The sequence below is a fragment of the Gilvimarinus gilvus genome, from assembly GCF_030518155.1.
Taxonomy (GTDB): Bacteria; Pseudomonadota; Gammaproteobacteria; order Pseudomonadales; family Cellvibrionaceae; genus Gilvimarinus; species Gilvimarinus gilvus.
Genome location: NZ_JAULRU010000617.1, coordinates 192,637 through 207,026 on the forward strand (window position 1 = coordinate 192,637; position 14,390 = coordinate 207,026).

The 14,390-nt window shown below is 53.3% G+C and carries 10 protein-coding genes; all 10 read left to right on the plus strand.

The window, feature by feature from the left end; genetic code table 11:
- Positions 1-6: 6 nt before the first annotated feature.
- The 10 genes from QWI17_RS15995 to QWI17_RS16040 all read left to right on the plus strand — a co-directional run bounded on the left by QWI17_RS15995 (position 7) and on the right by QWI17_RS16040 (position 14,384).
- On the plus strand, positions 7-1,947 hold the full coding sequence (locus tag QWI17_RS15995) for a hypothetical protein (RefSeq protein WP_302723520.1): 1,941 nt from the start codon (positions 7-9) through the stop codon (positions 1,945-1,947).
- Positions 1,948-2,087: 140 nt separating this feature from the next.
- Positions 2,088-2,345, plus strand: a complete 258-nt coding sequence (locus QWI17_RS16000) for a sulfotransferase family protein (protein ID WP_302723521.1) — start codon at positions 2,088-2,090, stop codon at positions 2,343-2,345.
- Positions 2,346-2,524: 179 nt separating this feature from the next.
- Positions 2,525-3,217, plus strand: a complete 693-nt coding sequence (locus tag QWI17_RS16005) for a tail fiber domain-containing protein (protein ID WP_302723522.1) — start codon at positions 2,525-2,527, stop codon at positions 3,215-3,217.
- Between the two features lie 144 nt (positions 3,218-3,361).
- Positions 3,362-4,228, plus strand: coding sequence for a sulfotransferase (locus tag QWI17_RS16010; RefSeq protein ID WP_302723523.1), 867 nt, complete (start codon positions 3,362-3,364; stop codon positions 4,226-4,228).
- Positions 4,229-4,354: 126 nt separating this feature from the next.
- Positions 4,355-5,125, plus strand: a complete 771-nt coding sequence (locus QWI17_RS16015) for a hypothetical protein (protein ID WP_302723524.1) — start codon at positions 4,355-4,357, stop codon at positions 5,123-5,125.
- Positions 5,126-5,211: 86 nt separating this feature from the next.
- Positions 5,212-7,422, plus strand: coding sequence for a class I SAM-dependent methyltransferase (locus QWI17_RS16020; RefSeq protein WP_302723525.1), 2,211 nt, complete (start codon positions 5,212-5,214; stop codon positions 7,420-7,422).
- On the plus strand, positions 7,422-8,351 hold the full coding sequence (locus QWI17_RS16025) for a hypothetical protein (protein WP_302723526.1): 930 nt from the start codon (positions 7,422-7,424) through the stop codon (positions 8,349-8,351). The genes QWI17_RS16020 and QWI17_RS16025 overlap by 1 nt, the downstream gene beginning before the upstream one ends.
- A gap of 127 nt (positions 8,352-8,478) precedes the next feature.
- Positions 8,479-9,915 carry a hypothetical protein gene (locus tag QWI17_RS16030; protein ID WP_302723527.1) on the plus strand — a complete coding sequence of 479 codons (1,437 nt, stop codon included), beginning with the start codon at positions 8,479-8,481 and terminating at the stop codon, positions 9,913-9,915.
- Entirely contained in the window at positions 9,908-13,183 is a 3,276-nt protein-coding gene (locus QWI17_RS16035) for a glycosyltransferase (protein WP_302723528.1), read from the plus strand. Before QWI17_RS16030 ends, QWI17_RS16035 begins: the two co-directional genes overlap by 8 nt.
- Positions 13,184-13,217: 34 nt before the next feature.
- Positions 13,218-14,384, plus strand: coding sequence for a nucleotide sugar dehydrogenase (locus tag QWI17_RS16040; RefSeq protein ID WP_302723529.1), 1,167 nt, complete (start codon positions 13,218-13,220; stop codon positions 14,382-14,384).
- Positions 14,385-14,390 lie beyond the last annotated feature (6 nt).

Here is a 14,390-nt window from a genome sequence, read left to right on the forward strand (position 1 = left end):
CGAGGTATGATTGAAGTGAGCAATGTAACGGCGAGTGTCCCATCCGTCGATAAGATTCGGCAAGCATTGGCCGAGGGGGCTCTGTCCCGTAAGGAGGCCGCTCGCCTATTGGCGGACAATGTCCAACGCTCCCTCGCACTGCTATCGGGAGCCCAGCTCTCAGCAACGTCGTTTACTCATTCTTGCTCATCGGCGGCAGCTAGGTTACTGCGAACACTTAATATGTGCGGGCCCAGTCTGCGAATCATCGAAGTCGACGCACCCGTAACCTTGCCTTTGTCTGGACAGTATGACCTGGTGGTCATCGCAGGCTATCACGAGACGTTTGCCAGCGACACAAACATGGTCGATCCGCTGAGTCACCTGTTGCGCCGAGCCTATTCGGCTTTGGCGCCTGGAGGCAGTGTTGTTATTGCCGGGCACAATGCTTTAGCCTTGCGGCATTTTAATGGGCAGCGCGACGTCTATGGGCGCGAGGGGGCGGCCTCAGTCGAAAGACTATTTCCTAGTGGCAGCCCGAAGCTGTGGTCGGCAAAAGCTGTTCATCGAGCACTCGCCAAGACGGGGTTTCAGGCCCAAGCCCCTTGTGCATTGATGGGCACGGTCGCGCAGCCTCGGCTGTTGGTGTCTCCTCAGGGGTGTGAATTACCGGCCGAGCGCTGGAATCTTGAAACGTTGGTTCGTCGCGCTTTGGCGGGTATTGAGCCCGAGCGCCTGGCCCGATTTTCCGAAAGCCGCGTGCTGAGCGAAATAACGCGGGGCGGTGCGCTAGCGGACTGGAGCGATGGTTATGTGCTTTTGGGCCATAAGTCGGCAGCGCCTCAGTTTTCGTTTGGTGGCTGGCTAGCAAGTGCCTTTTCTCGGCAAGGTTCCGGCGATGATGTACAAGAAACGCGGTTTACAATTGAGGCCAGCAATGATGCAGAGAGCGGCGATATCCGGGTGGAAACCTATAGCCAGGGCAACGTCAAACCTGTCTCTGTAACGCCTTATATTAATGGCACGGTCTACCGGGACCGGTTGGATGACCTGCTACAAACCCCCGGCTGGGCATTTGAACAAGTGTTGCAGTGGAGCGCCGTGTGGCTGCGCTGTTTGCTGGCTTCTATTGATGCTGACGAGGCATCATCGTCCGATGAACCCTTTGCGGCATCGTTTGCCGGAGATTATGACTTCCAGGTGCCAGCCAGGCTGCTTCTCGCCACGCCCAGCCAATGGATTCAGCGCCCAGATGGCAGCTTTCACTGTTTGTACGAAACGGCGGAATCCGATGGTACAGTGCCAATGGCATCAGTACTGTACGTTGGCCTTCTGAGCGCCTTTACTACCCTTCGCTCGGTCGCGGAACCTGCCGATTCTGCTTGGCTTGAGCCTTTGGCGCTGGCTGAGGCCGTGGTAGGCAGGCTTGGTTACTCCATCTCTGAGCATGACTACGAGGTACTGGTGCTCAACTGGCAGAAAGTAAGCGGCACCCAGCTCCCTAAGCCGGTAGCTTTTTTTGCTCGGCTGAATCAACACCCTATGATAGATGAAGCCAAACTTTACTGGGCCACAAAGTCGGAGGGCTTTTCTGAAAGTAAAACCAGCACCGACACCTTGAATTTGGACGGGAGGAGTCAGGTCCTGCGGTTGCCTATCGCCAGCGCGGACCAGACTGTGACCGCTCTGCGTTTCGATGTGGCCAATAGGCCGGGCTGCTTTGACATCGAAAGCATGACCGTGTTGCAGGTCAACGGTGAGGTGCTCTGGCGATGGGATCATACCCGTGAAGCGCTATCGGGCATTCGGAATGCGACTCTCGTACTAGACGGTCGCTCTTGTCTATTGAGTCGAGGGAATGACCCTCAGTTGGTATTAAATTTACCGGAACCTGCCCTCTGTGCAGGCGGCGAGCTTAAAGTCCGCTTGTCAGCTTGGCCGCAACGACTGGAAATAAATAAGGATTAAAATGTTAGCGGTTATAGGATTTCACCGGAGCTTGAGCTCGGTCGTGGCTCAGTGGTTGCACAAATCCGGCTTGTGCATGGGCGAATACTTGATGCCCCCCCTCACCCGCGAATCCGGAAGGGCATTACGAGGATATGCCCTTGGTTGCATTGCACGGTGAGCACTGGGGCATGAAAGACCCGCGTCAGTGCGTGTTCCTGCCTCATTGGCAGCAGGTGGTGGGGGATCGTGGGCGTTATCTGGTGGTACTGCGCCATTGGAGTGCAAGCATTCAATCGCTCCTGAAGCGCTCCACGCGGGATATTGCATTGGGGGTCCGTATGCCACCGTTGATAGTCGATTTTGGTGGACAGCTAGCTTCTGGTCAACAGAGAAACTATACTTCAGTGGCCAGTTGAATATAACGAAGCGTTTTGCAAACGATCCAGGCGACAGAGCGCCTTGGGTGTGCGAGCCCTGAGGTAGATAAGCAAGCAACCCTCCGTAAGCCTAGCGTCTAGTTTTGATCGTAGGGATCAACTTGCCTGTTACCAGACCCTAACGTTACTATTACTCTTCAAACAAAGGAGTAAGCCACATGCGAACAAAACCTACATACCTCCTCATCTCTGTGCTGGCGGCCGGCTTGCTGGGTACTGTTTTAGCACCTCATTCGGCCATTGGGCAGGAGGACGCCGTCGTGGTGACTGAGAGCGGGGTTGGAATGGGAACGGCCACTCCAGAGACCCCACTTCATGTCCACACAAGCGCGGCGGCGGACACAAACATGCTTCTGCTCAGCAATGATGGAGGCAGCCGGATTTATTTCAGAAACCGAACAGCGCCTGAATCGGGGAACGACTCACGCAGCTGGGTATTCGCCACCACCGAGCCCGGATTTAGAGTAAGTCGAACTTTCAGCGGCCAAACAGAGATGGAGCTTGGCAACGCCGGGAATCTAAGCATCTCCGGTACACTTAGCCAAGGTTCGAGCCGTGCCATTAAGCACGATATCCAACCACTAAGTGGAGAGTGGGTACTTTCAAATCTCTCAAAGCTTGAAATAAATGAATGGAGATATGATGAGGCTCCAGATCAACGACACGTGGGCCCTATGTCTGAAGACTTCTTTGACGCCTTTGGTCTGGGTCCGGACAACAAGCATATTGCCCCAGGTGATATGGCCGGCCTTTCCCTGGCCGCTGTCAAGGCGCTGCATGATGAGAATAAACGGTTGGAAGAACGCCTGGAGCGACTCGAACAAGCCCTCCTTCAGAGTGGCAGCCTGTAGAGCGTTCAGCGGAACTTCATTTTCTCGGGCGCTGGTGCGGCATTTTGCTGCGCCTGCACCCTTTAAATACCACCATTGACTCGGAAACACGCCCGCCTTAGGCTTGCGACATAACACTGGACTAATGCATAGACATCAACTGAAATGACTCGTACCAAAGGTCGCTCGCCTGACTTCTTCTGTATCGGGGCGCAAAGATCTGGAACAAGCTGGCTCTATCACTTGCTTCGCAAACATCCCGATGTCTGGCTGACACCGCATAAAGAGCTTCACTACTTCGACTGCTTACACTTGTCCGATGATCACGCCACTTTCTTTCAAGAAAGGCGAATCGAGCGACTAAAAACAGCGCTAGAAAGAGTTGGCGCTCCTCCGGGCAATGAGAAACTAGCCACTGCTCGCTGGTTTTCGCATTTTGCACTTGCTGAAAAACTTGATGACGATTGGTACACGCAACTATTCCGCGATTGCCCGGCCCAGCGCGTCACCGGCGACATTACGCCCGCCTACGCCATGTTACCTTTAGAAGGGTTCCGGCATATGGCCCGCCTATCGCCATCAGCGAAAATACTTTTTATCATGCGAGACCCAGCCGCTCGCGTTTGGTCCCAAATTAGATTCTACGCAACCTTCTTCAATAATCCGGGGCTGCTTGAATCGGAGTCCGCAATAGCGTTCGCTAACACCCACGAAAGCATTGCGCGAACCCGCTACGATATTACTTTGGAACTGATAGAAAAGGCCTTTGATGAACAACAAATTCTAACGATCTTCTTCGAAGACCTCCACCACCCAGACTCCACCAGTTCGAAAATTAATGAGATTATGAATTTTCTCGATATTGCAGCTCAACCAGACCAAACTTTACCCCCAACACAGTTAGCCGCCCCCCCGGCTGCAATCCCGAACGCCCTGCTGCTTCATCTTGAACGCCAGTATGCAGACATGAAGGACAGCCTAGAGAGGCGATTTGGAAGGCTACCCGAAAGCTGGCGCAAAGCGGTACTTTGAACTTCTTCTACTTCAAACGACCATGTAACTATAGGTGGAGTGAGCGTAGCTTTTCAAATGTCGTTGTTAGATGCCAGCAGCGCTTTACGGCGCAAAGGTGCTTATGCCGGGGACTATGATCTGTGAGTGCCGGGCCGGCTGTTTCTGGCAACGCCAGCCCGCTGGGTGCAGCGCCCGAATGGTAGCTTCCAATGCCTTCGGGAGACAACCGACTCTGAGGAGGCTGCGCCCTTGGCAATGGTGCTTTACAGGGGGCTGCTGAGCACATTTGGTACGTTGCGCTCGGTCGCTGAGCCGAAAGAAGCGCAGTGGTTGAATTCTGTAGCCCTTACACATGCGGTGGTGAGCCGACTTGGACATCCGCTCGATAAAGCGGGCCACAAAACACACGCGGCTCACTGTCAACGAGTTACAGGCACTGCTTTACCAACACTGAAGCCCTTTGTCGCCCGTGAGAAATCTCGCTCCCTGGCCGACGAGGCCAAGCTTTGCTGGGCGACCGAGTCGGAAAGTTTCTCGGAAAGTAAAACCAGCACTGCTCCTTTGGCGCTACTAAATGGCAACCCCCAGATGCTACGCTTACCCATCGCTGCCCCGGAACAAGTGATCACCAAGTTGCGCTTTGATGTCGCGAATAGACCCGGCTGCTTTGAAGTTGAAAGCATAACAGTTTTGCAGGCAAACGGCGAGGTGCTCTGGCACTGGAATCATACCCGAGAGTGGTTTCCGAGTGTGAAAGGAGCAACACTGGTGGTGGACCAAGCCACCGGTCTTTACTGTATACTCAGCCGGGGGAATGCTCCTCAGCTTTTGCTTGCATTGCCAACGGCCATTTTGAAGACAGCCCCGGGAGGTATTTTGCAAATACAGCTCTCCGCTTGGCCGCGACGATTATGAAAGGCGCTGATTACCAGCAAGGCTGACACAAACCTGACGTGAAACTTAACCGCGCCAACCCATTTTAATAGGTCCGTCATCATTCTATGAATAAAGTTGTTTACTCGTGTGTTCTTGCTGAGAAACCAAAGTTTGCAGTTCAGGTTTTAATTTGGGCTTGGTCGTTAATTGATCGAGCGAATGTCTCTGCCGATCAAATAGTGGTTCATGCACTTGATGGCAGTAACCAAGTGGCCATCCGCTCGTTAAGAGCACTGGGGGTAACGGTGGTAGGTTTTGCCCCGTTTCACGACAAACATCCTTATTGCAATAAGCTGAGGCAATTGGAATCACGCATTTTGCAAGACGCGGACGTCTGTGTTTTGTGCGATACCGATATCGTGTTTACTCAACCATTTGAACGTCATATACGCCCAGATGTTATTCGCGCGAAAGTGGTGGACCTCCCCAACCCACCAATGCCGGTGTGGGAGCAGATTATCGAGAAAAGTGGGCTGCGTAGCCCAGAGCGCACAATCACTAGCTTCGGTGAACATCCGACACCCACCATCAACTTTAATGGTGGGTTATACATCATTCCCGCTGTTTACTTTCGGGTGCTTTCCGATGCTTGGCCTCGCTGGGCCCGTTGGCTAATGGATCACCCAGAATTACTAAGTGACCAATATCGCAAACACATTGACCAGGTATCCTTTGGCCTTGCCTGCCTTGAAAAAGCGCTACCGGTAGAGTCGCTTGAACTGACTGAAAATTATCCGACTCATACATCTGTGCATCCTAAGCCAGATATCGCACCCTCCGTGATCCACTACCATTCCCATGTCAACCCGAGCCATTTTCTGCTGCCTGTGGGCTTACCCAATGTCGATGCACAAATCGAACGAATCAATGATGTTATCCGGAAACGACGCCGCACAGAATTTAACAATCAAGTATTTTGGGACTTCCGCTATGCAGAGTTTCCCGCTTTGGGCTCTGGGGTAGGCTCTCGTGAAAAGAGCTTACAATTAAAGAAAACGTGTCTCTCGCAGTTGAACTCTGACCTACAGCCGTTGAGTGTATTGGATATTGGCTGTGGCGACCTTGAAGTGGCTAAGAGTGTCGACTTTGCAAATTACACAGGATTAGACCTTAGCGAGCAAGCGTTGCATGTTGCAAAACGTAAACGCCCGGAGTGGTTTTTTATTGAGGGTAACCCACTCGATATTGAGCTGGAGACGAGTGAGCTGGTTTTGTGCTTTGATGTTTTGATTCACCAGCCCACTTTTATTGCCTATATTGCCTTAATAGGCCGCTTGCTTAGCCTCACCGGTAGGAACTTGGTGCTCAGTGGTTATAACCAGAAGCCATGGCATAGTTCCGAAATTACCTTTTACTACGAGCCTATTTCTACCACTATCCAGCGACTTGCCCCTACGGCTGAAATCGAGATAGTCGCGGGTTATAGAGATACTACAGTAGTTAACGTAAGTATCAACGATCCTACCCCATATTGTCAGAGATTGTTTGATACGAGGTTCGGAGCTATTTGGTCAAAGCCGGACGATCTTATTTCCAAGCAGTTTCTGGAATACGAAGGACACACTCGAAATGAGTTGGCAATGCTTTTGAGCATGCTTGATCCCGGAGATTGTGTGGTCGATGTTGGAGCGCATATAGGGAGCTTTTCAGTACCTATTGCAAAAACAGTTGGTAAAGCTGGACGCGTCATTTGCGTTGAGCCGGAACCGCTAAACCAGGCACGACTAAGCCAGAATCTAATTATAAATCAATGCAATCGGCAGGCTGAGCTGTTTGGTGGGGCTATTGGTCCGCAGTCTAAAGACCACTATGCTTCAGATGAAGGTAATACCGAAGCGAGATTTCTCCGGCCCGGGTCTAAAAATTCGTCAGTTGAGGCTGTAACGCTAGACAGCCTTTGCAGTGGTGCTTCACCGTCGCTTATTAAAATTGATGTAGAGGGTATGGAGCTGGCTGTGCTCAAAACGGGCGAGAATACCATTGAACTGCATCGCCCGCTATTGTACCTGGAGGTGTCGGCAGATCAATTGCGCCGCGCAGGGGATTCAGCGATTTCTATGGACGATTGGCTTAAGGAGCGGAATTACCGGTTGTTTCGCAATACTGGTCCAAGAAACTCCAAAAACGATGACTTTGTCATCGAGGAAATAGACAGTTTATTGTTGAATGAGAGCTTGTTCGATTGTCTGGCCGTACCCGATGAGCGCGTGGAGGGCTTGGTCTCCAAGGGGAAGCTCCCCCAAGATGCCTTATATGACTCGAGGAGTGATGACTAGTGATGCAGGAAAGGTGTATCCATATTGGTTTGCCAAAGGCCGGTTCGACTTACCTTCAGACTCATGTAAAAAAAATGCTCGGAGCCTCTTTCCTCGAGCACCCTGCGCTTAAACCGCTGCGTTTAGCTGCTTTCGGTGAACAGAATGAGAAGCGGGCAGCTGCCTCTCTGAAAGAAGCTTTAAAAGGGGTCTTGAGAAGTGAGTCGCCTTTGATAGTAAGCGATGAAAGGCTTTCCAGTTGGCGCCATTTTGACTTTCGGTTTTTGTCTCAGAGCGAAGTTTTATCGTATCAAGAACGATGCTGCAGTTTACTTTACGACGTGTTTGCACCGGCCAAAGTTCTGCTTCTCGCACGTAACCCGAGGGATTGGCTAAGAAGCTTGCACGGGCAGTACGTTAAAGCTGGGGAAAGCCTTTCTCTTGACGATTTTTGTTCAAGGAACGAAGGTTATCTTAGGCAGGCAAGCTGTCTAGATAACCTATCATACATTTATGAAAGAGCTTTCGGCCCGGGATCAGTGGAGGTGTTTCCGGTAGAAGCGATGGGCTTCGGCACGTCATCAGATTGGCGTTGTTGGTTGAACCAAGTATTTGGGTTGAACATCGAGTGGAGTAGCCAGCCACGTTATAGTGGTTTGGATGGGCGAACGCTAGAAGCTGTTCGCCAAGGTAATCGAATTATTGACCAATTGGGCAAATCGTCCGGTATTTCCGAATCAAAACTTAGTGAATTTAAGCGTCATGCGTTCCGCTTTATAGATTCCACACTAGTTGACCAGCCTTATAATCAAAAGCGTTTTAGGCGGCTGCTAGGATCACAAGCTGATAAGCGCAGCCCACCTGAACCGTTGGTTGAAGAGATTCTTAGCGGGATGAAGAAAACAATCATGCTCCCCAGGTTTGATACAGTTCGGCACTTGTACTCTTGACTGGCTTCCGTGATATGTGAGCATGGGCGCTTTTGGATTTGGCTTGCTGTATGCGGGGTGGCGCTGGCTGTTCGATTGGTATTGTTGTGCATAGCGGTAGATGGTTGTGGGAGAAATAAGGATTTAGATGCTAGCGGTTATTGGATTTCATCGTAGTTTGACTTCGGTTGCTGCCCAATGGCTGCACAAATCCGGCTTGTGCATGGGCGAGTACTTAATGCCCCCTTCTCCGGCAAACCCGGAGGGGTATTACGAGGATATGCCCCTGGTCGCGCTGCACGATGACCTGCTCAAGGCGCAGGGCACCGACTGGCAATTCTCCGGTGAGGTGGATATTCCGGCGGATGTTGGGCTGGACGTGATGAAACGCTACGCCGCGCTGCGGAACCACTTGCACGGCGAGCACTGGGGCATGAAGGACCCGCGTCAGTGCCTGTTCTTGCCTCATTGGCAGCAGGTGATGGGAAAGCGTGGACGTTATCTGGTGGTACTGCGCCATTGGAGTGTAAGCATTCAATCACTCCTGAAGCGCTCCACGCGGGATATGGCGCTGGGGGTCGGTAATGCCACAATCGATGGTCGCTTTTGGCGGGACGCTGGCCATGCAGCCCGTGTCTGGCTGGCGTATAACGAGAGGCTGGTGGCGTTTTTGGAGCAGTGCCCCTCGGCGCAGCGCCTGGTGGTCACACAGCAGGCTTTGATGCAGGGGCTAGCCCTGCCGAAGCTAGTCAAAGAGCAATTTGGCATTCCACTAGCCACCGACACTCCCAGCCCCATCAAACCTTCCTTGGTGCACGATGAGGTGACGGAATCCGTTCGCACACTCCTGAGCCAGGATGATATCAATCGGATGAATGGCCTGTGGGAGCGGTTGTTGGCTTTTGCGGACCACCGTTCGGAGCAGGAGACGCCCCGCTGGGTACCGGACACTTATCAACTGCGGGACCGCTGGTTGGCCCACAGTGTAGTGTCGGCCTCACCGTTTGAGGGGGTGCCCGCTGCGCCGGCGCCCAAACCGGCAGGTGCTTCGCCCAAGGCGGTGGAAACGAATGAGCGCTCCAATAAGGCGCTATCGTCTAGTGCCCATAAAGCCTATAGGCTTTTGCAACTGAGTGAGGCCGAGCAAGACACCCGTGAGGCCATTGCCTTAAAACCCGATGACAGTGCCGGCCACGCTCGCCTAGCCTGTATTTTGTTGGTGACCGGTCAGGCCGAGGCGGCGGAAGCGGTGCTGGCCGATGCACTGATGCGGCTGGGGGAAGTGCCCATGCTGATGCACTACCGGGCCACGGTGCTGGATTTGCTGGGCAATACCCATGAGGCCATTGCTCTGCTGGGTTCGGTCTCGGCGCCATCGGACATTCTGGAGCGCCACCGAATTTCCTATTTACTGAAAATCGGGCAGGCCGAGGGCCGGGCGGAGTTCAATAAGTGGGCTCGGCGGCAGGTGAACGGGCCGCCGGCCTGGCAAACAGTCAGCCGGGCCTTGGCGGGTATTGAGACCCCCGCCTTGCGGGAAGACCTGGCCTTGCGGGTAGCACAAATCTGGAATCGCTATGGGTGATTCAGGTGGCCGCCTGGCCATTACGCTGCACATTTATTACCTGGATATTGCCGAGCGTTTATTGAGCCAGCTAGGCTGGCTGGCCACTAGCGACCGATTTGCGCTTTGGATCACGGTGCCCACGGAAAAACGCGCGGACGTAGAGGCGCTATTGGCCCGCCACGGGCTGGTTGCGCAAGTGCGGGATTACCCAAACACCGGTATGGATGTGTTGCCATTCCTACGTGTACTGCCAGAGCTGGCCGAGGCCGGTTATTCCGCCGTAGTGAAGTTGCACACCAAGCGCGGCGCGGATGACGCCAGTGCAGTATGGGGCAAGGCACTACTGGAAGATATGTGCCGAGAGCCGGTAATGAGCGCGATAGATCGGGCTTTTGGGCACTATCCGGATTTGGATATAGTTGGGTTGGCGCCATTTTTTCTATCAGCTCGTAAACTAATACGGGATGATGAGTCGTTGGTGCGCTCACTGTCGAGTGAAATTCCAAACCTTAATATACCCTCGATGGATTGGGGTTATTTTGCCGGTACGATGTTTGCGGCACGCGTTGAGCCTTTGTTGCCCATCGCCGCGTGGGCCACAGACAATTCACATCGATTTTCATCCTCCTACCAAGCCGACGGGCTTTGGACCCATGCCGTTGAAAGGGCTTTTGGGGTGATGGTTCGTCAGGACGGTTTGTCGGTTGGTCTGATCCATGCCCCCCCCGGAAATGAACAGCACTCCCTGCAGAGAGTGCGCATGGGGGAAGCGATTAATCAGGCGTATAGCCGCGAGCTTGCCCTTCAGGTTGAGTCCTTCGAACAGGACTTCGAAGCCCTTGTCCAGTGTGATTTACTGGATGCTGATAACTACCCGTTGGAGGGCGAGGTGGTGGGTTCGGTCGACCTCTATCGCCATTACCTGCTAATTGGGCAGTTTGATCACCGTGTTTCGGCATCCAAAGCCTGGCGTCTGAAACGGCAAAACGACTGGCAGATGCCTTGGGACCGTTGGCAAGTAGCGCATCGTGCACCGGATTTGGTATCAATCATTGTCCCAATTTATAACCAGCCCGAGCTGACCGAGCAATGCATTCGCTCGTTGTTCTCTGTAACAACAACTGTTTGCTTTGAAGTGGTGTGCCTGGACAATGGCAGTGACGCAACCACTGGGGCAATGTTGACGCGGCTGGCTCACGAATTCCCTGCATTGCGTCTTATGCGCCACGAAACCAACCTGAATTTTGCTTTGGGCTGCAACACCGGCTTTGGCGAAAGCCTGGGCGCTCGGGTGGTATTTTTAAATAATGACACTACGGTTACCGACGGCTGGTTGGATCGGCTGATGGCGCGTCTGGACGTGGGCGACTGTTTTGCCGTTCAGCCTCAACTGCGCTATCCGGACGGTACGCTTCAATGCATGGGCGTGGTGTTTTCTGACAAGAGCACGCTTGGCTACCCCATCTACGCCCAAATGGCCCCCTCCGATTGCGCGGCGAATAAGCCCCGAAAATTCAAAGCGCTGACCGCCGCCTGCCTAGCGTTAAATGCCACTGACTTTGCCGGGATGAAAGGTTTTGATGCCCTGTACATTAATGGACAGGAGGATGTGGACTTGTGTCTGCGCCTACATGAGCATACCGGTAAGCTGGGAGCCTATGTGCCAGACAGCGTGGTGGTACACCATGAGTCCAAGACGCAGGGGCGTTTTAAGCAGGTGGATCAGAACCGGGCTGTGTTTGTTAACCGCTGGAAGGGCAAGGTGGCAACGGATGATTTGGCGCATTACCAAGAAGATGGCTTTACCGTTACGGGCTGGCGCTCCGATGGCAACAGCCGGGAAGCCGCTTATCGGATTTACCGACCGGTGCTTGAGGTCATGAGTTTGATTCGCTCCGCCAACCAGGCGTTTCGGGTCGGTGATTATGCGCGCGCGGGAGAGTTTTACGCACAGCTTGCCTTTGAGCGCCCGGGGTACCCGGGGCTTGAGGGCAACTTTGTGGCCCTACGCAGAGCCTGGCTGAACCGCAATGATGTAATAGCCGATCGCCCGAAAGTTGGCGTGTGTGGTTGGAGCCTGGATCACCAAGCGGCGGGCCGCGCAATAGCGCTTGCTGAAGCCTATGCGCCACTGTCCGATGTAGCGCTAATCGGGTGTCTGCCTCCTAGGCCAGGCGTCACGCTATGGCCCCCCATGCAGGAAATGAGTATCCCCTGCCACTATTTTTCCATGCACTCGGAAGAGGCATTTGTGCGCCAAGCCTTTAGTTTGGTAGTTCAGCATCCTTTTGATGTGGTACACCTATCAAAACCCCGGATTCACAACGTTATTATGGGTTGGCTGTATCAGTTGGTGTGGGGGGCCCGCGTTATAATGGACGTGGATGACGAGGAGCTAGCGTTTGTCGGAGCGGACTCTCCCCTTGACCCCGCCAGTTACCTTCAAGCCAAGGGCAGGCTGCCTCCTCTGCGTTCGCTGCGCGAGGCCGAGTGGACGCGCCTGGCCGTGGGCATGATCGGTCAATTTGACGCGGTTACCGTCTCTAATGTGGCGCTTAAGAAACGTTATGGTGGGCAGATAATTCCCCATGTGCGCCCTTCTGCGCGGTTCTCCCCTTCCGCCGCACAGACGGCGGCAAGCCGGGAGGAATTCGGTATTCCCCAGGATAAAACAGTCTTTCTGTTCTACGGATCACCGCGGGTTCACAAGGGTGTTGTAGAAACTGCTGAGGTTCTGGCCAGCTTGCCACAAAAGAATATATGCTACGTCATCGCTGGCGGCGACCCAGATCAGGAAACACGGGACGGCCTTGCGCGTTTAAAAGGGCTTGATATTCGCTGGCTGGACTCTCAGCCCTATGAGCGTACTGCCGATATTGTCGCCATGGGCGATGCCTGCGTACTGCTGCAAGATGCCGACAACCCGGTCAGTCGATTTCAGTTTCCTGCTAAATTGGTAGATGCTCTTGGTATGGGCTTAACCGTTTTTGCCCAGGTGACGCCACCACTGGAGGACTTGGCTGCCAAAGGCGCCTTTATTCCAGTTACCCGGGATAACCTTAAAGGTCGCCTACAGCAGTGGCTGGCATCTGGTGACCAATCCCATAGACAAAAAGGCCGCGCCGTTTTTAAAGCGGAACTTACCGTGGAGGCTGTAGCGCCGATCATTGGGAGCATTGTGAAAGAAAGCTCACTTCGGCGCGCGCGTGCGCTGCGCTGGGGGGAGCAATTGGCGAGGCTGACGACAGGCCAACTACCTGCCGGTGTGCCTTTGCCAAACGACTGAGAAGAGAAGAAGCCAAAAAATTTGGGGGTTAGTTTTGAAGATAGCAGTTGCTGGTACCGGCTATGTAGGCCTGTCCAATGCCATGTTGTTGGCACAACACAATGAAGTGGTCGCGGTGGATATAGCACCAGAGAAGGTAGCGCTGTTGAATGACAGAGTGTCTCCGGTAGAGGACGCTGAAATATCCGACTTCCTGTCCAATCACGACTTGAATTTCACTGCGACACTGGATAAGGAATTGGCTTACCAGGGCGCAGATTTCGTTGTCATTGCCACGCCCACGGACTACGACCCGGCAACCAACTATTTCGATACGAGTAGTGTCGAGGCAGTGATTCGCGATGTGATGAGCATCAACCCCGGTGCTGTTATTGTGATTAAGTCTACCGTGCCCGTGGGCTATACCCTTGGCGCTCGAGAGAATCTGGGTACTGAGAACCTAATTTTCTCGCCAGAGTTCCTTCGGGAGGGAAAGGCACTCTACGACAACCTATACCCGTCCCGCATTGTCGTGGGTGAGCAATCTGAGCGAGCAGAAACCTTTGCCAATTTGCTTAAGCAGGGCATGTTGAAAAGTAGTGTGTCCGTTTTGTTCACCAACAGTACAGAAGCCGAAGCTATTAAGCTATTTGCCAATACCTACCTCGCAATGCGGGTGGCCTATTTTAACGAACTGGATACCTATGCCGAAGTGCATGGATTGGATTCTCGTCATATTATTGAAGGCGTGGGCCTGGACCCGCGAGTGGGCGATCATTACAAAAACCCTTCTTTTGGTTACGGGGGTTATTGCCTGCCCAAGGATACCCGGCAGCTTCGGGCCAATTACGATGCGGTGCCCAACAATCTGATTGGGGCCATTGTCGATGCCAACAGCACCCGCAAGAACTTTATTGCCGAATCCGTTATCAAGCGTAATCCCAAAATGGTGGGGAACTATCGCCTGGTTATGAAAACAGGCTCCGACAATATCAGAAGCTCCTCTGTACAGGGCGTGATGAAGAGAATTAAAGCGAAAGGGATTCCCGTGGTGGTTTATGAGCCTGTGCTAAAGGAGTCCAGCTTTTACAACTCAGAAGTTGTCCGCGACCTGGATACGTTCAAGGCTATGGCGGATGTGATTGTGGCCAATCGCATGTCCGATGAAATTAAGGACGTAGAAGAGAAAGTCTACACTCGCGATCTTTTTGAGCAGGATTGACCGGTA

Bases quoted from the DNA above. Each gene is read 5' to 3' on its own strand.
- QWI17_RS16005 (WP_302723522.1), top strand. From the start codon at position 2,525: ATGCGAACAAAACCTACATACCTCCTCATCTCTGTGCTGGCGGCCGGC.
- QWI17_RS16035 (WP_302723528.1), top strand. From the start codon at position 9,908: ATGGGTGATTCAGGTGGCCGCCTGGCCATTACGCTGCACATTTATTAC.
- QWI17_RS16010 (WP_302723523.1), top strand. From the start codon at position 3,362: ATGACTCGTACCAAAGGTCGCTCGCCTGACTTCTTCTGTATCGGGGCG.
- QWI17_RS15995 (WP_302723520.1), top strand. From the start codon at position 7: ATGATTGAAGTGAGCAATGTAACGGCGAGTGTCCCATCCGTCGATAAG.
- QWI17_RS16030 (WP_302723527.1), top strand. From the start codon at position 8,479: ATGCTAGCGGTTATTGGATTTCATCGTAGTTTGACTTCGGTTGCTGCC.
- QWI17_RS16020 (WP_302723525.1), top strand. From the start codon at position 5,212: ATGAATAAAGTTGTTTACTCGTGTGTTCTTGCTGAGAAACCAAAGTTT.